The sequence below is a fragment of the Dokdonia sp. Hel_I_63 genome, from assembly GCF_007827285.1.
Taxonomy (GTDB): Bacteria; Bacteroidota; Bacteroidia; order Flavobacteriales; family Flavobacteriaceae; genus Dokdonia.
Genome location: NZ_VISD01000001.1, coordinates 808,254 through 827,984, shown reverse-complemented (window position 1 = coordinate 827,984; position 19,731 = coordinate 808,254). Strand labels below are relative to the sequence as shown.

Annotated in this window: 21 protein-coding genes; 7 read left to right on the top strand and 14 right to left on the bottom strand. The window is 37.8% G+C overall.

The annotated features are described in order from the left end of the window. Nucleotides 1–5: 5 nt before the first annotated feature. The 5 genes from JM84_RS03730 to JM84_RS03710 all read right to left on the bottom strand — a co-directional run bounded on the left by JM84_RS03730 (nucleotide 6) and on the right by JM84_RS03710 (nucleotide 4,365). Complete coding sequence (locus tag JM84_RS03730; protein ID WP_013750404.1) at nucleotides 6–398, bottom strand: response regulator; 393 nt, start codon at nucleotides 396–398, stop codon at nucleotides 6–8. Beyond that, nucleotides 395–826 (bottom strand): response regulator, encoded by a 432-nt coding sequence (locus tag JM84_RS03725; RefSeq protein ID WP_041295618.1) that lies wholly within the window; start codon nucleotides 824–826, stop codon nucleotides 395–397. The genes JM84_RS03730 and JM84_RS03725 overlap by 4 nt, the downstream gene beginning before the upstream one ends. A 190-nt stretch (nucleotides 827–1,016) precedes the next feature. Further along, nucleotides 1,017–1,853: a cupin-like domain-containing protein gene (locus tag JM84_RS03720; protein ID WP_013750406.1), complete on the bottom strand. Its 837-nt coding sequence runs from the start codon at nucleotides 1,851–1,853 to the stop codon at nucleotides 1,017–1,019. 123 nt (nucleotides 1,854–1,976) lie between these two features. After that, nucleotides 1,977–3,071 (bottom strand): biotin synthase BioB, encoded by a 1,095-nt coding sequence (bioB, locus tag JM84_RS03715; protein ID WP_144782824.1) that lies wholly within the window; start codon nucleotides 3,069–3,071, stop codon nucleotides 1,977–1,979. A gap of 139 nt (nucleotides 3,072–3,210) precedes the next feature. Beyond that, on the bottom strand, nucleotides 3,211–4,365 hold the full coding sequence (locus JM84_RS03710) for a beta-ketoacyl synthase N-terminal-like domain-containing protein (protein WP_261375694.1): 1,155 nt from the start codon (nucleotides 4,363–4,365) through the stop codon (nucleotides 3,211–3,213). Between the two features lie 133 nt (nucleotides 4,366–4,498). On the opposite strand from JM84_RS03710, the gene JM84_RS03705 reads away from it, so the two are divergent. Continuing rightward, nucleotides 4,499–4,936, top strand: coding sequence for a cytochrome c oxidase assembly factor Coa1 family protein (locus JM84_RS03705; protein ID WP_013750409.1), 438 nt, complete (start codon nucleotides 4,499–4,501; stop codon nucleotides 4,934–4,936). Nucleotides 4,937–4,939: 3 nt separating this feature from the next. Here the strand turns inward: JM84_RS03705 and bioA are convergent, their stop codons facing one another. The 4 genes from bioA to JM84_RS03685 all read right to left on the bottom strand — a co-directional run bounded on the left by bioA (nucleotide 4,940) and on the right by JM84_RS03685 (nucleotide 8,524). Further along, a complete protein-coding gene (gene bioA, locus JM84_RS03700) occupies nucleotides 4,940–6,205 on the bottom strand; it encodes an adenosylmethionine--8-amino-7-oxononanoate transaminase (protein WP_013750410.1) in 1,266 nt (421 codons plus the stop codon). Nucleotides 6,206–6,270: 65 nt separating this feature from the next. Further along, nucleotides 6,271–6,900, bottom strand: a complete 630-nt coding sequence (gene bioD / locus JM84_RS03695; protein ID WP_013750411.1) for a dethiobiotin synthase — start codon at nucleotides 6,898–6,900, stop codon at nucleotides 6,271–6,273. Then, the gene (locus JM84_RS03690) at nucleotides 6,887–7,303 is read right to left on the bottom strand and encodes a DUF2007 domain-containing protein (RefSeq protein ID WP_013750412.1); all 417 of its coding nucleotides are present in this window, start codon (nucleotides 7,301–7,303) and stop codon (nucleotides 6,887–6,889) included. The genes bioD and JM84_RS03690 overlap by 14 nt, the downstream gene beginning before the upstream one ends. A 36-nt stretch (nucleotides 7,304–7,339) precedes the next feature. Further along, nucleotides 7,340–8,524 carry an aminotransferase class I/II-fold pyridoxal phosphate-dependent enzyme gene (locus JM84_RS03685; protein ID WP_013750413.1) on the bottom strand — a complete coding sequence of 395 codons (1,185 nt, stop codon included), beginning with the start codon at nucleotides 8,522–8,524 and terminating at the stop codon, nucleotides 7,340–7,342. Nucleotides 8,525–8,609: 85 nt separating this feature from the next. Between JM84_RS03685 and JM84_RS03680 the strand changes: the two genes are divergently transcribed. The 4 genes from JM84_RS03680 (at nucleotide 8,610) to JM84_RS03665 (ending at nucleotide 11,718) form a co-directional block, all read left to right on the top strand. Further along, entirely contained in the window at nucleotides 8,610–10,382 is a 1,773-nt protein-coding gene (locus JM84_RS03680) for a M61 family metallopeptidase (protein ID WP_013750414.1), read from the top strand. A 130-nt stretch (nucleotides 10,383–10,512) separates the two neighbouring features. After that, complete coding sequence (locus JM84_RS03675; protein WP_013750415.1) at nucleotides 10,513–11,019, top strand: hypothetical protein; 507 nt, start codon at nucleotides 10,513–10,515, stop codon at nucleotides 11,017–11,019. A 9-nt stretch (nucleotides 11,020–11,028) separates the two neighbouring features. Next, complete coding sequence (locus tag JM84_RS03670; RefSeq protein ID WP_013750416.1) at nucleotides 11,029–11,502, top strand: DUF2975 domain-containing protein; 474 nt, start codon at nucleotides 11,029–11,031, stop codon at nucleotides 11,500–11,502. A gap of 3 nt (nucleotides 11,503–11,505) precedes the next feature. Then, entirely contained in the window at nucleotides 11,506–11,718 is a 213-nt protein-coding gene (locus JM84_RS03665) for a helix-turn-helix domain-containing protein (RefSeq protein WP_013750417.1), read from the top strand. A gap of 81 nt (nucleotides 11,719–11,799) precedes the next feature. On the opposite strand, the gene JM84_RS03660 is transcribed toward JM84_RS03665, so the two are convergent. The 5 genes from JM84_RS03660 to JM84_RS03640 all read right to left on the bottom strand — a co-directional run bounded on the left by JM84_RS03660 (nucleotide 11,800) and on the right by JM84_RS03640 (nucleotide 18,379). Next, complete coding sequence (locus JM84_RS03660; protein WP_013750418.1) at nucleotides 11,800–12,078, bottom strand: F0F1 ATP synthase subunit epsilon; 279 nt, start codon at nucleotides 12,076–12,078, stop codon at nucleotides 11,800–11,802. A gap of 48 nt (nucleotides 12,079–12,126) precedes the next feature. Then, complete coding sequence (atpD, locus tag JM84_RS03655; protein WP_013750419.1) at nucleotides 12,127–13,635, bottom strand: F0F1 ATP synthase subunit beta; 1,509 nt, start codon at nucleotides 13,633–13,635, stop codon at nucleotides 12,127–12,129. A 307-nt stretch (nucleotides 13,636–13,942) separates the two neighbouring features. Beyond that, entirely contained in the window at nucleotides 13,943–15,790 is a 1,848-nt protein-coding gene (gene glmS / locus JM84_RS03650) for a glutamine--fructose-6-phosphate transaminase (isomerizing) (protein ID WP_013750420.1), read from the bottom strand. Nucleotides 15,791–15,801: 11 nt separating this feature from the next. Next, complete coding sequence (locus JM84_RS03645) at nucleotides 15,802–17,559, bottom strand: DUF4270 domain-containing protein (RefSeq protein WP_083811790.1); 1,758 nt, start codon at nucleotides 17,557–17,559, stop codon at nucleotides 15,802–15,804. A gap of 7 nt (nucleotides 17,560–17,566) precedes the next feature. Next, complete coding sequence (locus JM84_RS03640) at nucleotides 17,567–18,379, bottom strand: glycogen/starch synthase (RefSeq protein WP_013750422.1); 813 nt, start codon at nucleotides 18,377–18,379, stop codon at nucleotides 17,567–17,569. A gap of 110 nt (nucleotides 18,380–18,489) precedes the next feature. Between JM84_RS03640 and panC the strand changes: the two genes are divergently transcribed. Beyond that, a complete protein-coding gene (panC, locus tag JM84_RS03635; protein WP_013750423.1) occupies nucleotides 18,490–19,338 on the top strand; it encodes a pantoate--beta-alanine ligase in 849 nt (282 codons plus the stop codon). 21 nt (nucleotides 19,339–19,359) lie between these two features. Next, nucleotides 19,360–19,710, top strand: coding sequence for an aspartate 1-decarboxylase (gene panD, locus JM84_RS03630; protein ID WP_013750424.1), 351 nt, complete (start codon nucleotides 19,360–19,362; stop codon nucleotides 19,708–19,710). The last annotated feature ends 21 nt before the right edge of the window (nucleotides 19,711–19,731 follow it).

Sequence of the window (19,731 nt, the reverse complement as noted above, 5' to 3'; positions counted from 1 at the left end):
GTAATTTATGATCTTAACTCTACAGCTAAGGTATTATTGATTATTTCTGTAAGTACTGTATTAGAAAGCATCTTCTCTCTAACTCCTTTAATGCAATCATAGGAATTCAATCTATCTTGATTCTCCTGTGACGGCATAGTTCCCAAAAGCATGATTATTTGACTATTCCTAGCTTTTCTCTGGTGGTATGTATCTAAAAACTCCCACCCATTCATAACAGGCATATTAAGATCCAAAAAGATAATATCAGGATTAAATTCTGTGTCTAATATCTTTAACGCCTCTTCTCCATTTACAGCTACCAAAATTTCAGAAAAACGCGAGGACCTCTCTAAAATTATTTTATTGAAGAAAGTTATTGGTTTGCTATCATCTACTATTAAGGCTTTATAAGTCAAACTAGTGGATTATTTTGAGTACTCGTAGACAATACGTTGTTGTAAACCTTCAACACATTATCAAGTATATCAAATGATAGTGGCTTATTTATAAAGTCAATAACCTTATAGTTTTGAATTGTCTTGTTTACATGTTCTGGATTTGAAGAACTAGAAAGAATGATTACTTTAATATCTTTTCTAAAATCTGGGCACATCTTTTCATATTCGTCTAAGAATTCCCAGCCATTCATTGCAGGCATATTTATGTCTAAAAAAATAAGATCTGGCTTTGTGGCTTCTCCTAATTCTACTTTAGACAGAAAAGTAAGGCCTTCTTGTCCGCTTTGAACAGTTTTGATATGTTCAAAGGAGTTGTGCTTAATAACGACGTGTTGATTGAAAAAATTTACGGCTTTATCGTCGTCTATAAGGAGGACTTTCATCATGCTATTGCTAGGGGATATTTGAATCCCTCACAAATAACAAAAAGTTCGGGACTCATTGTAGCCAATTAGCAAAAAAGAATAAATATTCGACAAAAGCTCGAATTAAAACGACAAATCACTTATTAAAAAACAAATGTTTGAATAAAGTATTAATAAAAGTTAATAACACAAGATTGTATAAGGGTCTTTCTTATAAAAGTGCCTTCTCATTTTTTTCATCTATCCAGTCTTGACCCTTTCGTCGTCTCATGAAATTATCATAATGCCTCATGTAAAAAACGTTATACAATGCCTTTCTAAGGTTAGAAAATTTTCGCGGAAGCGATCTCAAACTCATACTAAATCCAGGTGTTTCATACTTCATGTAATGCCAGTATCCTTCTGGCATATATAAGGTCTCGCCGTGATTGAGATGGCATATAAACCCTTTTGCGTTTTTTAACTTAGGAAATTTAGTATAGTCTGGATCATCAAAGTTAATATCCTCCCTCGTAATTAAAGAATAAGGTACCTTGTAAAGGTTAGGTGTTTCACTAGGAGGGAACAATACACATTGCTTTCTTCCTTCAAAATGAAAATGCAAAATATTTGCCCAGTCTATATCATGGTGCATAAACACCTTACTTCCTTCGCCTCCAAAAAAGAGCATAGGTATCTGCTTGAGTAACCTCAAACCTATTTTAGGAAATTTAAAATCATTTTTAAGAGAAGGTACCTCCTTCATGAGGTTATACAAAAAGATGCGATAATTAGTAGGTCCTTTTTTAAGTAGATCTATGTAATCACTCATACTCATAGTAGCATGAGCTTGATTAAAACCTTCATCATGCTTTACTGGCCTATCATCATAAAGAGGTACTTCTTTGTCTCCCGCTACTTCTTTGATGTAAGATAGACGCCACTTGTCATAAGCATCCCAGTCATCTACAAGATGCTCAATAACGACAGGTTTTTGGGGCTTTACGTAATCTCTTACGAACTCCTTCTTAGTTATAGAATCTACTCTGGGAATGGCTTGTAACTGCATGTGTAATAGAATTAATTAACCTCGATATTTAAATACCTAAAAGCACTAACTCCCTGATGGGAGTTAGTGCTAAGAATGTAACTATAGTATATACCTACGATGTTTACAAAATAACAGTTTTCTTTATTTCAAAGATTTCCCTGCAAGCTTTGCTTCTTCGTTTCTGTCAATTTTGTGTCCTGGCCTTGACCATTTAGGTTTCTCTCCTAACGACTCATACTTTGAGTCTACCGCCTCTACAGATGCTGGCTGAGCTTTCTTTACAAATGGTTTTTGAGGTGTAAGACCTAGTAGGTCAAACATCTTCATATCTTCATTTACATCCGGATTAGGTGTAGTAAGTAATTTATCTCCTGCAAAAATAGAATTTGCTCCTGCAAAGAAGCACATAGCTTGCCCTTCTCTACTCATCTCAGTTCTACCTGCAGATAGTCTCACTTGTGTTTGTGGCAATACAATTCTCGTAGTTGCTACCATACGTATCATCTCCCAGATTGAGATAGGATCTATATCTTCCATTGGAGTTCCAGGTACAGCTACAAGTGCATTTATAGGCGTAGATTCTGGCTGCGGATCAAGTTTTGCAAGCGCTACAAGCATTCCGGCTCTATCCTCTACAGCTTCTCCCATACCTATAATTCCACCAGAACATACCGTAACATTTGTTTTGCGTACGTTTGAGATAGTATCAAGACGATCCTCAAAAGCTCTTGTAGAGATTACATCTTTATAGTAATCTTCTGAGGTATCTAAGTTATGATTGTATGCATATAATCCTGCTTCTGCAAGACGTTCTGCTTGATTCTCGGTTACCATACCTAGCGTACAGCACACTTCCATATCAAGCTTATTAATCGTGCGCACCATTTCTAGCACGTTGTCAAATTCTGGTCCATCTTTTACATTACGCCACGCTGCACCCATGCATACACGAGAACTTCCAGACGATTTTGCTCTTAACGCCTGTGCTTTCACTTGCTGTACAGACATTAAATCATTCCCCTCTATGTCTGTGTGATATCTTGCTGCTTGCGGGCAATACCCACAATCTTCTGGACATCCACCAGTTTTTATCGAAAGTAATGTAGAAACTTGTACTGTATTAGGATCGTGATGCTCGCGATGTGTTGTTGCAGCTTCATATAAAAGCTCCATCATCGGTTTATTATAAATAGCGAGTATTTCCTCTTTGGTCCAGTTGTGTCTTATTTCTGTCATAACGTAAAAATATGAAATAGTCTTAAGCAAGTAAACGGCTATCGCTTGATTTTTTTTGAGATTTTAATAACCCTTGCTTGTGTAATATAAGATATGGTGGTTCTAATTACGCTTTCGCGAAAAAGTGCACACCATTCGCCTAAGCTTTCTCAACAATAATACTTACCGCGTTTCCTCCGAAACCAACAGCATTCACAAGTATCTTTTTCAGTTCGCTATCCTTAGATTTATCTTTAAGATAAGGCACTCCTATAAAAGTTTGTTCTTGTAGCATTTTTATAGCAAGCTCTAGGCTTAACAAGCCACTTGCACCAAAAGTGTGTCCTATTTTCCATTTATTAGTAGTAAGCATTGGTACGTCTTCTCCAAAAACTTTCTTTATAGCTGCCATCTCAGAGGTATCTCCTTTAATAGTCCCAGGAGCATGCATTACAATAGCATCTATTTCTGATAGATCAATACCATTAAGTGCCATAGCTATAGACTTCTGAAAACACTCACCTTCACTTGAAATAGAAACTGCATGTTCTAGCTTTTCTGTAGCATATCCTACACTTGTAACATATGCAAGTGCATTTTTCTTTTTACCAAGTTCTAGACAGGCCATTGCTGCGCCTTCACCTAGTACCATTGTATTATTTTTCTTAAAAAGATTGAGCGCCATACTAGGGTATGCACTCGTCCCCTCTTCTGTAGGCGTAAGTTTCATTGCTCTTATTTGAGCAATTGTAAATGGCGTAAGTGCTGCCTCAGAACCTCCTACTAGAAACTTTTTGGCCATTCCTGATTGTAACCATGCTACTCCATTTAGTAATGAGTGTAACGCTGTACTACAAGTAATAGAATGAGAGATATCTGGACCGTTAGATTTTAAATCATTTGCTAGCCATGAAGATATATTACCTAGTGTGGTAGACGGAGATGCTTGGGTAGGTACAATATTACGTTCTTTATACGTCTCAAAAAACTTTTCAAAAAGCTGTGTTGCTCCTCTTGATGAACCTACATTAATTCCAAAATCACCATCTTTCCATCCTGCTTGCGTTACTGCAATTCTTCCTGCATATATAGCATAAAGAACAGATGGATCTATACGTAAATAGTTTTTATCTTCTCGTCGTATAGCTTGGATGGCTTTTTGCCCTTCTGGTGTTAACCTTGCCGTAAACGCTTCTAAATCTTCTTCCCAAGCAATTTTTGTAGTTGTTTCTTGGTATGCGTTCCACTGCTCTTCAGCATTTGAACCTAATGGAGAGATAGAACCTAGACCGGTAATGGCTATGGGAGTTTTCAAAGTATAATTGAATTTTGGTTTGCGTCTACAAAAGTACAATTTCGCGTAAGCGTACCCCATCTATTTCTAAGTTTTCTTGAAAAGTTCTGTAACTTTTGCAGCCAAAACGGTACCTATCTAAAAATCAATCACAATGGATAATCAAAACGAACTTATAGAACGCCCTAGCTGGTGGAAACGCAATTGGAAGTGGGCAGTACCTGTAGGAGGATGCCTTACCGTAATCATTATCGCTGTCGTTTTGATAGTAGGTGGCGCCTTTGCTTTTGCAAATAAAATTAAAACAGCCTCTGGAAGTGAGGAAGCGCTCATTCAAGTTCAATCCAATCAAGAAGTGATTGCTGTGCTAGGCGAACCTATAGAAAGTGACGGTTTTGGGAGTTTTAATATCTCTTTTAATAATGGAGAAAAAAGAACTAATGCCACAACACCCATTAAAGGCCCTAACGGGACTGGCGTGATACATCTTATCACGAGCGGTGAAGATGATAAGAAAGTGTACGAAGTTTATAATGTAACTATAGACGGCAGCGACCAGGTAATTGAGCTAGATCCAAAAGCGATAGAGTAGTCTTTAAAAATGATCTAAAGCCTCTTGTATTGCTGTATAAACCTGAGTAAGCTCACTATCTGCTATCACATACGGAGGTAGTACATAAACCGTATTTCCTAGCGGTCTAAGTGCCACGCCACGTTTCATAAAAAATTGGTATAGCTCATCTCGTAAATTCCCATAGCGTTCCATTTCTATGTTGAGATCTATGGCTATGATTACACCTTTTGTGCGTACATCTCGCACTTTAGGGTGTGTTGCTACTTGCTGTGCAAATATTTGATGCGCCTTTTCTATACGCTTTCTACTGTCTGTAATTTCTGAGCTTTGCAATACTTCGATCCCTGCAATTGCAGCGGCGCAGCCTACAGGGTGCGCACTAAATGTATGTGCATGAAAAAAACCTTTGTGCACCTCGTCGCTCAAAAAGCTATCAAAAACTGCCTGCGTACAACTTGTAATACTTAGCGGAAACATCCCTGCAGTAAGTGCTTTACTCAGGCACATTATATCTGGCTTGTTACCCAACTGGTCACAAGCAAAAATGGTTCCCGTTTTCCCAAAACCAGTCATGATTTCATCTGCAATGGTGAGCACATTTGCCTCACGACATTGTTTGACTAACGCATCAAGACCATTTACAGAGTGAAATTTCATTCCAGCAGCTCCTTGGACTAGTGGCTCAAAAATAAAAGCGGCGCACTTATTTGATGTGAGTATCACATCTAGCTTAGCCATCACTTCCTCAAGATTATCTTCTTGAGGCGTAGGAATTCTAACAACTTTAAGTAAAAAATCTTCAAAAGGTCCGTTATACGAACTCAATCCCGAGGCGCTCATCGCCCCAAAGGTATCTCCATGGAAACCGTCTTCAAAAGCGATAAGCGTATCTCTCTTATCTCCTTTATTGTGATACAACTGGATGGCCATTTTTATAGCTGCCTCAACTGCTGTAGAGCCGTTGTCATTAAAGAAAATCTTCTCTTGATTTTCTGGCAGTATCTCCATTAGTTTTTCGGCAAGGGTGATTGCTGGAGGATGTGTAAAGCCACTGAACATTACAAAATCCAGCGCCTGCATCTGCTTATGCATTGCCGTTGTAATATGCTCATTGCCGTGACCATACATGGCTGTATACCATGAGGCAATCCCATCTATATATTCCTTACCCTGCTCATCATACATTACCGCTCCTTTTGCTCTCGTAATTACAACAGGATCCTGCGCAGTCTTATGTTGCGTGAGCGGATGCCAGAGATGTTTTTTATCTTTTTCTTGAGTAGTCACAGTAATAATTTTTGCGTAAAGTTAGCTAAGGAGTTGATTATCTAAAATCCCTAGTTAATAAAGATTTATAGGGCTTGTAAGCTTTCGCGAAAACGTTCTGCATATTCTGCTATTACATTTTCATCAAAATAAGGTTCTTCATCAATGCGACCTATAATGGTAACACCAGTCATATTCTCAATGATTGCCTCCGTTGTAGGATGTTCTTCTCCAGAAAAAATAATCCCCGCCACAGCTAGTCCTCTTGCTTTGAGCAGCTCGATAGTCAATAAGGTGTGATTTATACTTCCTAGATAATGACGAGACACAACAATCACCTTATCTGTAGGCACTATTAAATCGGCTATGGTTTCTGTTTCATTTATAGGCACGAGTATACCACCAGCTCCTTCTATTACTAGAGGTCTAGTCGATTCAGGACGTTTTATAGAGGCGGCAGTAACTGTAATGCCATCAATCTCTGCAGCAGCGTGCGGACTCATAGGTGTCTTGAGCGAATAACTATTATCGTGATATTGCGATATTTCATTATTAACTAAATGCTTTACTTTATGTGTATCACTATTATCAAGATCTCCAGCCTGTATTGGCTTCCAGTAATCTGCCTCTAGTGACTGTGTCACTATTGCTGCAGCTACCGTCTTTCCAACATCTGTAGAGATTCCTGTTATAAAATATGTCTTATTTGATTTCATTAAATTTTGTTTTACAGTTATCACAGCGATACTCGTATTTTGTGTAAAATGGAAGCGCGCCAAAAACAAAACCTAGGAGAAAAGCTCCCAGAGATCTAATATCTGAAACGGTTGTAAAAAGTGCAACTTCCTCACTATTGCAATTGGGACAATGTACAGGCGAACCATCTTCGGTAACAGAATACTCTGAGATTTCACTTAAGATTTCTTTCGCTCTTGATTCTTGATCTGCAGGCACTCGTAGTTTTACACCACCAATGGCATTACTCACTAGCGGATCTGTATCTATTGTATAATTATCTGCTAGAAAAGCCTGAATACCTTCTGCAAGTAATCGACCTTTAAAAATTTGAGCTCCACTTGAGTATTGAAACTGAGCAATGGTTACAAATGTGTTTGACATAGCACAAATATAATCTTCACATTACATATTAGTAAGCTATAACTGTGCTTTTAAAATAGCCAGCAATGCTGTTATTTCATCTTTCGTATTATATGTGTGTAGACATATCCGCAAGCGCTCTTGACCTTCTGGAACTGTGGGAGATAAAATAGGTTTCACTTCAAAATTTTCTTGTTCAAGCTTTCGCGAAAGCGTTCTAACCTTTTCATTACCCATCACCACAGCACAGTGTATGGCTGAATTACTTTCTATGAATAAGCTATCAAGTTCGTGCTTTTGAATCAAACTGTTGAAATAAATTATAAGCTCTTGTAAATTTCCCACTGCTGGTAACTGTGCATCACTCCGCACATCTAATTGCTCGTAAGCGGCCATTATTGTAGCAATGGCATGCGGTGGAAGTCCCGTGGTGTAAATAAATGATCTCGCAAAATTAATAAGGTAGGTGCACAATGGCTCGCTGCATAAAATAGCTGCCCCATGTGCTCCCATGCCTTTACCAAAAGTAATAATACGAGCAAAAGTCTCGTTTTCTAACGCCAACTCCTGCACTAAACCAAGTCCCTTTGTACCTATAACACCCGTTGCATGAGCTTCATCTACTATTAGGTAGATGTTATGTTTTTTACAAAGCTGAGTAATAGCCATGAGATCTGGCGTATCACCATCCATCGAAAAAACTGACTCCGTAACGAGGTATATCGCCGTTGTAGTTTCTTGATCATCTAGGTGATGCATCGCTTTAAGACGAGTGACTACAGTTTCTATATCTGCAATATCATTGTGTTTAAACTTATAACCTCTAGCAAGGCTCATCTGGATACCATCACGTATGCTAGCGTGTATAAACTCGTCGTAAAGAATGAGATCACCGCGCTGTGGCACGCTTTGAAAAAAACCAATATTTGCATCATAACCGCTATTAAATATAAGAGCAGTCTCACTATTATGAACACCAGCAATTAAGGTCTCTGCCTGACTATAAAGGGTATGATTACCAGATAACAGTCGACTGCCGGTGGCACCATTTGCAATAATTTGATGTTCGTCTAAGATCTCTTGTGTTCGCTCTGCAATATTTCTAGCAATAGGAAGGCTACTAGAAAAACCCAAATAATCGTTAGATGAAAAATCCACCAGACCTAACGAAGTATTAAGTGTTCGCAAAGAATCACTGTCTCTGCGTATGCTAAGTTTTTTCTGTAGTTTTTCTGGTAACATATGGTAAAGATACTTCACGTGTTTGACATATATAACCCACGGAAGTGATCTTAGTTTCTTACTTTTAAATTCTAAATATTCTACTATGAGATTTTTATGTTTCGCCCTTTTACTCACTAGCCTTTGTTATGGACAAACTAATGTGTACGAGATATCTTTTGATAACGCACACCACCATGAAGCGCAGATAGCTATCACTTTTCCTGAACTCAAGAAAAAGACCGTAGTGGTGCGCATGAGTAGATCCTCACCAGGACGCTACGCAATACATGAGTTTGCAAAAAACGTTTTTAATTTTAAGGCTACAAACAGTAAGGGAGAAGCGCTAGAAGCAACACGTCCAGATGCATACTCTTGGAAGATTAAAGATCATGATGGAGAGGTAAACGTGTCATACACACTATTTGCAAATAGAGCAGATGGTACCTACTCACAAGTAGATGAGTCGCACGCACATCTCAATATGCCAGCAACGTTCATGTTTATGGAAGGAGAAGACCACCGTCCAATTGAGATAAATTTTAAACTAAGGAAAGATTTGAATTGGAAGGTAGCGAGCCAACTCAAAAAAATAGACGATGCACGTTACAGCGCACCAAACTTGCAGTACTTTTTAGACAGCCCTACAGAGGTAAGCGATTACAAGCTTAGGGAATTTAAAGTAGATGGTCAGAACATACGTTTTGCATTACATAGTGATGACACCTCAGAAGATTTTGACACCTATTGGGACAAGGTAAAAGCTATTGTACTGGCGCAAAAAGAGGTTTTTGGAACGTTGCCTACCTATGATTTTGGCGAGTACACTTTTCTTGCTTGTTATGCTCCTCACGTATCTGGAGATGGGATGGAACATCGCAACAGCACGATTCTTACAGACAGAGAGTCACTAGCAGCTGGAGGAATGGATGGAAATATAGGTACTGTATCTCACGAGTTTTTCCACTCTTGGAATGTAGAGCGCATACGCCCTGCAGATTTAGAGCCTTTTGACTTTACAGCGGCCAATATGAGTGGCTCACTTTGGTTTGCCGAAGGTTTTACAAGCTATTACACAAATCTTATACTTGCCCGCGCCGGTGTTATCACTAGTGAAGACTATGTAAAAAGTCTCAACGGGACGTTTAACTATGTATGGAACTCACCTGCACGTGACTATTTTAACCCGATTGAGATGAGCTACCAGGCGCCCTTTGTAGATGCCGCGACCTCTGTAGATCCCGTAAATAGAAACAATACCTTTATCTCATATTACTCGTATGGAAGTGTACTCGGGCTTGCGCTTGACCTCTCACTACGCCAGCAAGGACTTAATCTTGACGACTATTTCAAAGTGGTGTGGAATCAGTTTGGAAAAAAGGAAATCTCTTATTCCATACAAGATCTTGAGAATGTACTAGCTGAGTATGCGGGTGACGCTTTCGCGAAAACGTTCTTCTCTCAATATATTTATGATAGTCAAATGCCAGATTATCAAAACCTATTAACAAATGCGGGACTCACAATCACACAAGACGAAACAAAGCCGTACCTAGGAATACGAGTAAACGCCACCGAAACTGGTTTAAGAATTGCACGAGCTACCTCAAAAGGAACACCAGCCTATACAGCAGGCCTTAACGAAGGGGATCTTATTACTGCATTAGATGGCACGGAGTTAAGAACTAGTGAAGCTTATGAAGCCTATTTGAATTCGCTGTCCGTAGGACAGACTGTAGTTGCCAACTATGAGCGATTTGGTAGAAAGCTTACAACTAAACTAACTGTAAGAGCAGATCCTACCTACGCAATAGCAATGGATCCAAAGCCAAGCAAAAAACCTAGCAAGCTCAGAAAATACTGGCTTCAAGAAAAATAAAAAGGTAGCTTTTACAACTTATATCCCCAGTACTAAAACTAGTGTCGGGGATTTTTTATGTGTGATTTTTAAATAAAATTATTGTTTTTCAATAATTTTTATATATTTGTTATTGTAAAACGATAATAAAATGAAAAATTTAGCAATTCTCAGAAAACTGATTTCCATTTACTACTACCTAATGGTAATACTATTTGCGATAGGACTTATTACCATTCCATTGCTTCTATATCTAGGAAAGAAAACTGAGGTTTCTTTTTTTGGCGATCAAATAAACATACACTCGCTTTCCTCCACAAAAACTGCTATCGTTCTCTTTCTTATAGGCTCGCTATACTTGCTATACTTTCTATCCATTAGGTTGATTAAAAATACAGTGGATACCTTAGCTACTGGTGTATATTTTACACAAAAGGTTATCTCTAATTTTAAAAAAGCAGGCAACTACTTTATAGCGATTGGAATTGGAGCAACTATTGTCAAGATTATCGTAGACCTTCTTGTCCTGAGTGAATTAAAAATAAACATCGATGGAGGGATGCTTGTGTTTATTCTTTTTGGGCTTTTCTTTATGTTTTTGAGTGAAGCATTTGCAAAAGCACGGACTATCAATGAAGAAAACAATTTAACTATATAAACACATCAGATGAAAAAAATTAAAATACTTTACGTAGCTACCATTATTATGGCGGTTATGTATATAATAGGTTACTTAACCACATTTGTTGTACTAAGTAGAGCTTCGGCCAATAATGTTTATACAGGGAAAGATCTAGTATTTGGAAGCTATAATATGTACATAAGTGACGCGCAATCTCTACTAATTTTTATTGGCTTAATTGTCAGTATACTTAGTCTAAAAAGCATAATTAAAGAGGGCTACTTTTCAATAAACGCCAAAAAATTAATGAGTATAGCAGGATACATCTTTTTCTTCTCAGGCGTCTTGATGACCGTTTTAGATATTATAAGAGTTCAAAGTGGAGGCGACCCAAACATAATGATGGGAATTATTTTGATGGATTTTATGTTTGCATTACTTGGCTTTATAGTTCTAATTATTGCAGATATGGCACAAACTGGATATCAACTCAAATCTGAAAATGATCTAACTATATAACCTATGCCTATAACTATTAACTTAGACAAAGTACTGGCAGATCGTGAGATGAGGAGTAAGGAGCTTGCAGAGATTGTAGGTATTACAGAAGCAAACCTCTCTATCCTTAAATCTGGTAAGGCAAAGGCAGTGCGTTTCTCTACGCTTGAGGCGATCTGTAAGGCCTTGGATTGTCAACCTGGAGATATACTAGAATATACCACAAAAGACACATAATACATTTTAAAACTTTTTCTAAAACAAAAAAAGCCCAAATTCTAAGAAGAATTTGGGCTTTTAAACTTATTTCACTGCGCTTTAATCTGCTAGCACAATCACTTTATTGTTGTTCATCTCTACAGTGCCACTTGCAATTACAAGTGACCATTTACCGTCTGATGTTTTGGTAAATTTACCTTCCTGACCTGCAGCAATTGTAGGATTTCCTTCAAATTTTACAGTTCCTGCTCCTAGTAAAGAAACAGTTGCTGCGTGATTATCTAACATTTGGTATTCACCATTTACACCTGGTACAGTAACCGATGATACTTCACCGCTTACTAGAGATGCCTCTGGAGTTACAATTTCTAAATGCATAGTTTATAATTTATAGTACGCTTTCGCGAAAGCGTAATTAAAAATCTCTTAAGCCTCTTGAAGCATTTTTTCTCCTGCTTCGATTGCTTCTTCGATAGTTCCTTTAAGGTTAAATGCTGCTTCTGGAAGATGATCTAACTCTCCGTCCATAATCATATTAAATCCTTTAATAGTTTCTTTAATATCTACTAGACATCCTGGGATACCTGTAAACTGCTCTGCTACGTGGAATGGCTGAGAAAGGAAACGTTGTACACGACGTGCACGTCCTACTGCCATTTTATCTTCTTCAGATAATTCTTCCATACCTAAGATGGCGATAATATCTTGAAGCTCCTTATAACGTTGTAACAACTCTTTTACGCGTTGTGCAGTGTTATAGTGTTCGCTTCCTAATATCTCAGCAGTAAGTATACGTGATGTAGAGTCTAGAGGATCTACCGCTGGGTAAATACCAAGCTCTGCAATCTTACGTGAAAGTACTGTTGTTGCATCAAGGTGAGCAAATGTTGTTGCTGGTGCTGGATCTGTTAAATCATCTGCAGGTACATAAACCGCCTGTACAGATGTAATTGACCCTCTTTTTGTTGAAGTAATACGCTCTTGCATCGCTCCCATCTCTGTTGCAAGAGTAGGCTGGTAACCTACGGCAGATGGCATACGTCCAAGTAGTGCAGAAACCTCAGAACCTGCTTGTGTAAAACGGAAGATGTTATCTACGAAGAAAAGTACGTCTTTTCCTTGTCCTTCTCCTGCTCCATCACGGAAGTACTCAGCTATAGTAAGTCCTGAAAGTGCAACACGTGCACGTGCTCCAGGCGGCTCATTCATTTGACCGAAAACGAAAGTAGCTTTAGAGTCTCTCATCCCTATTTTATCTACTTTAGAAAGATCCCATCCTCCTTCTTCCATAGAGTGCATAAAGTCATCTCCGTATTTGATAATACCAGACTCAAGCATCTCTCTCAAAAGATCATTTCCTTCACGTGTGCGCTCTCCTACTCCTGCGAATACAGAAAGACCACCGTGACCTTTTGCAATATTGTTAATCAACTCTTGAATAAGTACAGTTTTACCTACTCCTGCTCCACCGAATAAACCAATCTTACCTCCTTTTGCGTAAGGTTCAATAAGGTCAATTACTTTAATACCTGTAAAAAGTACTTCTGTAGATGTTGATAAATCTTCAAATTTTGGTGCGCTACGGTGTATTGATAAACCAGCATCACCTGCCTTAGGCAAGTTATCCATTCCATCAATAGCATCACCTATAACATTAAAAAGGCGTCCATAAATATCTGGACCCACAGGCATTTGAATAGGCGCTCCAGTCGCAACTGCATCTACCCCACGGCTTAATCCATCTGTAGAGTCCATAGAGATTGTACGTACTGTATTTTCCCCAATGTGTGACTGTACTTCAAGAACAAGTAGTGCTCCGTTTGAATTTGTAACTTCTAGTGAATCGTAGATTTTTGGTAACTCAGATCCGCTCTCGAAAGCGACGTCTACTACCGGGCCTATAATCTGTGCAACTTTACCTGTAACTTTTGACATTAGTATCTATTTAATGTTTAGCGAAATAAAAGCGAAAAAATTATCGTTTTTCGTGGTGCAAAGATACTGTTTAATATTTTATACAAAAATGCAAAATGTAAGTTTTTATAAGCCTTTTCATGATATTCATAATTCAGCGATTAAAGAATATACACGGCGGCTGTAATAATTTGATTTTCTTTAAAATAGATGCAAAAGAAAAGGACTTATCCAGCTTCTAGCGAATAAGTCCTTTTGTAAAAAAATAAATAATCTAGTTAGCCAGCATTCTAAAATGCCCTAAGCAAAACAGTAGATTATTAAAATATTACTCCACCGTAACCGATTTTGCCAAATTACGTGGTTGATCTACATTTTTACCAAGCATCAATGCTATGTGGTAAGATAATAACTGTAACGGTATAGTAGCCAAAATTGGAGTAAGTGGTTCTAGCGTTTCTGGAATCTCAATTACATGATCCGCAAGCCTCTTAACCTCCGTGTCACCTTCTGTAACAATACCGATAATCTTACCGCTACGTGCTTTAATTTCTTCTATATTACTTACTACCTTTTCGTAATGTCCTTTTTTCATTGCAATAACAAAAACTGGCATCATTTCATCTATAAGTGCAATAGGTCCGTGCTTCATTTCTGCCGCCGGATAACCCTCTGCGTGGATGTAAGATATCTCCTTAAGCTTAAGAGCTCCTTCAAGTGCTACTGGAAAATTATAACCACGCCCTAAATAAAGAGCGTTAGGTGCATCCTTATATTGCGCTGCAACAATCTCTGCTTGATCATTACATTTTAATGCTTTCTCAACTTTTTCAGGGATACGCTCTAATTCTTGTAGATAACTTCTAAACTCAGAATCGGCCATTTTACCTGTTGCTTGAGCAAGTCTTAAGGCGATTAAAGTAAGTATTGTTATCTGAGTAGTAAAAGCCTTTGTAGATGCAACACCAATCTCTGGACCTGCATGTGTATATGCTCCTGCATCTGTTATTCTAGAAATAGAAGAACCTACAACATTACAAACACCAAAAACAAACGCTCCTTGCTCTTTAGCAAGTTTAATTGCCGCCATTGTATCTGCAGTTTCTCCACTTTGAGAAATTGCTATGATAACATCATCCTTAAAGACTACTGGGTTACGATATCTAAACTCTGAAGCATACTCCACCTCTACTGGTACACGAGCAAACTCTTCAAAAATATACTCAGCTACAAGTCCTGCGTGCCATGACGTACCACAAGCTATAATAATAATACGTCGAGCATTTTTAAACTTCTCTATATTATCATCAATACCTGCCATTTTGATAATACCCTCCTTAACAAGCATACGCCCACGAAAAGTATCCTTAATTGCCTGAGGCTGCTCGTAAATCTCCTTAAGCATAAAGTGATTATAACCACCTTTTTCTATTTGCTCAAGATTAAGCTTTAACTCCTCTATATACGGATCAACTAAAGAATCATCTTTAATTTTACGTACTTTTAATTTCTTATGATTGCGTATTACCGCCATCTCACCATCTTTAAGATAGATGGTCTTATTTGTGTACTCAATAAATGGCGTAGCATCTGAAGCAATGAAGAATTCATCTTCTCCCACTCCAATAGCAAGAGGACTACCTAAACGGGCAACCACAATTTCGTCAGGTTTTGTTTTATCAAAAACCGCAATTGCATAAGCGCCTATGGTTTGGTTAAGTGCAATTTGCACCGCCTTCCCTAGCTTAACTCCTTCATTTTTCTTTACATCTTCAATTAAGTTTACCAATACTTCTGTATCAGTATCTGATTGAAAAGTGTAACCACGTTTTATAAGCTCTTGACGCAAAGCGTCATAGTTTTCTATAATTCCATTATGAATGATTACCAACTCTCCAGAATTGGACAAATGCGGATGGCTATTCACATCATTAGGAACGCCATGTGTTGCCCACCTTGTGTGCCCAATACCTATACCACCAGTCGTAGAAATTTCTGACTCTAGCTTAGTACGCAAATCAGCAACTTTACCTTTTGTTTTAGAGAACTTTAAATCAGTACCATCATATAATGCAATTCCCGCACTATCATAACCCCTGTATTCTAGTCTCTCTAAACCCTGAACAACTACTGGATAGGCATCTCTATGCCCTATATAACCAACTATTCCACACATACTTTAAATTATTACAATCCTAAAGCTAAACCACAAGGGCTGTTAGGATCAATTTCTTCTGTTATTGTATAATACAATCTTAATCTTAATTTCTTCTCTTCATCAGAACTCGCAGTTCCATGTAGTATAGTTCCCTCTGGTGAGATTACTCCAGAAAACGGAACTCTCTGCCCATCTTGAATACCTCCCGTCCCACCTATCAAGGCAGTATTATCAATAGTGACATTCTGAGAGACAGATAAAGCTAATCTCACATTTGTAGAATCATTTTTAATGATATTATTTATGTGCTGGGTAAGACGTATTCTATAGCTAACTCCGTTACTTGAAAGATCACCGTCAACTTCTCTGGAAAGTCTTCCCAAGTGGTTTGTTCTCGTATTAACAGCTCCACCTTCGCCAGTTGTATTATCAATAAGTGCATCTAGCAAGGTAGCATTATTATCATAATCATATATAAATACTCTCTCTGGCTCTAATTCTCCATTACTACCAGCACTTAATTCATCTTGTTGAACGTAAAATTGCAAGTTTGCTTCATTTACAATTATATTACAAGCTCTTAGAGCCTCTAGCTGATCTGCAACACCATTATCGTCCTCATCTGCACCAAATAAATCAATTAAAGCAATACTACCATCACCTCCTTTTAGATATAAATTTTCTTCACCATCAATTACATTTTGAGAATCATTAAAACTAGTAGATCCTATAGGGCTCTGACTAAAATCGTTGTCGTAAGCGATTGCGCGAACACCAGAAGACCTTAAAGAAATATTCCCAGTTCCTGTTGAGACTGTTTCTCCAGAGTCATCTGTTGTAGAATCTTCATTAGTAAAAGAATAATATATAGTGACGTTCAAGTTTGCTACATCAAATAAAATAGCACTCCCCTTATCATCTATAGCTTCTGCTTTAAGATATAACCCTCTAAAATAATCATTGAATGTATTTTGATTTAACAAAGTACCTTGACCTTCTTGGTCAATAATTGCCTGTTTCCAATAATCCAAAACAGCGGCATCGGCAGCATTGCCATTTGTGTACGAAAGTCTAATTCTAGGACTTAATCTATCCACATCATTAGTTCCATCTGGATTACCAGCATCGTCAAGATTTGGCGTAGTTAATATGATTTCGCTAGCATCTAGCACAAAACCCTCTTCTTGCATACCACCAGTACCCTCATCGCGAACCTCAAATAACAAGTCTCCTTCTACTCCTTGAAATTCAGAAATTTCATTAGAATAATATATTGCTGAGCTTTCAAAGTCTTCTGCAGGGTCTAGACTATTTAAAAAGAAATTTGATCTGTAAACAGATAATTTCATTTGACCTGGAGTGTTACCAAAAATAGAGTCTAAAGTATACGTTGAATTTCCATCTGTATCTGTTTCTTCTAATGAAGAATAATACGGAAGTGAAAAAACTACAGAATCAATTTCAGTTTCATCACCAAAATCAGGATTATTACTCGATAAAGAAACTTGAGTTAGTAATGAGCTAGTAGTTGATCCATAAGTTGGGTCTTTATAAAAACCAACAACTCCAACGGACGTACCGCTAGTTTGAACCCCATTAAAGCCTGAAGCATCGGCATAATTACGACTGTAAGCCGCTATTTTTAAATCTTGAGCAAGCTCTGTATCAAAATTGACCTCTCCCACAATACTAGTTCCAATAGAACCAAACTCGTCCTCACAGGAAATAATCAACAGCGCAAGTGCCAAAACCATGGCTGCTTGCTTAAGCATTTTATTCAATCTCATAATTAGTCTATTCTTCTAAAACTTGAGTAGTGTAAAAATCTTCGTAAGCCTGAGGAAATTCCTCTTTCTTCTTATACGGCAAAACAGGAATTTTAGTCGTATTAAGGATTTTCATTAAGTTTTCATTTAATTCTTGAGAACCTACGATTGCAGCATCACTATTCTTGATAGTAACCTTCATTAGATTTTCATAAGTAGGATCTTCTAGTTCTTTGATAGTCTCTGGATCAATTCCATCAAAAGCAACTTTATTAAGAAGCTCTTCATTGAGAGCCCCTTCAAATCCTTGATTATATATAGAAGTTACTATTTTACTTTGTGCAAATAATGGTTCACTTGCATAGTAATGCTTAAGGTATAATGGCAGTAAAGATGCTAGCCATCCCTGAACATGAATAATATCTGGCGCCCAGTTCAGTTTTTTTACCGTCTCCACAACACCTTTTGCAAAGAATATAGCACGCTCGTCGTTATCAGGAAAAAGATTTCCATCTTCATCTGTAAACGTAGCTTTACGCTTAAAATACTCTTCGTTATCTATAAAATATACCTGAATACGCTCCTTAGGTATAGAAGCAACCTTGATAATAAGTGGCATATCAAAATCATTGATAACCAAGTTCATTCCAGATAATCTAATTACTTCGTGTAGTTGATGTCTACGCTCATTAATATTACCGTAACGCGGCATAAATATGCGTATTTGCCCACCCTTGGAATTAACCATTTGAGGAGCTTCAAACGACATAGAGGCAATCTCGGTCTCTGGGAGGTATGGAATCACTTCAGATGACACGTACAATATCCTCTTATCTTTCATATATGTAAAAATTAGGTTGTTAATCTATTCAAAAAACACGCAAAAGTACAAATTTTTACGCACTTAGTCTTAATATTAGTAAGTTTGCATCCCGTTAAAATTATAATAAAGTGCAAGCAATAACAGCTCATAAACAGATTTCTAAGATCGTTCATCAAGCAAAAAGCAATGGCAAATCCGTAGGTTTTGTCCCTACAATGGGCGCCCTACATCATGGACATGCATCACTTATTGATTATGCATTCAAAGATTGTGCCCTAATCATAGTAAGCATTTTTGTTAATCCTACACAATTCAATAACGCCTCAGACTTAGACAAGTATCCTCGCACTCTCGATAAAGATCTAGACTTTCTAGCCCATTATGGAGATAAGGTAATAGTATACGCACCAACGGCTACAGAAGTCTATGGGAATGAAGTTTCATCTACCCCTTATAACTTTGGAACCATAGAGAAGGTTATGGAGGGAGAGCACAGACCAGGACATTTTGATGGTGTAGGCACTGTTTTAAATCTTCTTTTTAGACAAGTAAATCCGGATAAAGCGTATTTTGGAGAGAAAGATTATCAACAGCTTGCCATTGTGCGTAAGCTTGTAGAAAAAGAAAAGCTACCTATAGAAATTATAGGCTGCCCTATACATAGACAAGAAGACGGCCTTGCCATGAGCAGTCGCAACGCACGACTTACTGAGAATCAACTTGCTATCGCGCCTTTTATTTATGAAGTGCTGCGGTATGTGAAGAGTAATTTTGACAGACACTCTGCGATACAATTGAGAAGGTATGTTTCAGCGGCTTTTGAGAAAAAGGAAGGTCTCGAGCTTGAATACTTTGAGATTGCAAATATTAAAAATTTAAGTACGCTTTCGCGAAAGCGTAAAAACCAACAATACCGAGCTTTTCTTGCCGTTTATGCTGGTGAGATTAGACTTATAGATAATATAGCCCTAAATTAAACTTATTATTACCTTTGCCCTATGCTAGTAAATGTTGTAAAATCAAAAATACACCGCGTTAAAGTAACGGGTGCCGAGTTACATTATATAGGAAGTATTACCATTGATGAAGACTTGATGGACGCTTCAAATATAATTGAAGGAGAACGCGTACAAATTGTAAATGTTACAAACGGAGAACGTCTTGAGACGTATGCAATCCCTGGACCAAGAAAGAGTGGAGAAATCACCTTAAACGGCGCGGCTGCTCGTAAAGTTGCAAAAGGTGACACGCTTATCTTAATTGTATACGCCTTTATGGAAGTAGAAGAAGCAAAAAAGTTTAAACCTACTTTATGCTTTCCTAATGAAGAAACAAACTTGCTCAACTAACGTTGATAAGTAATAAACATA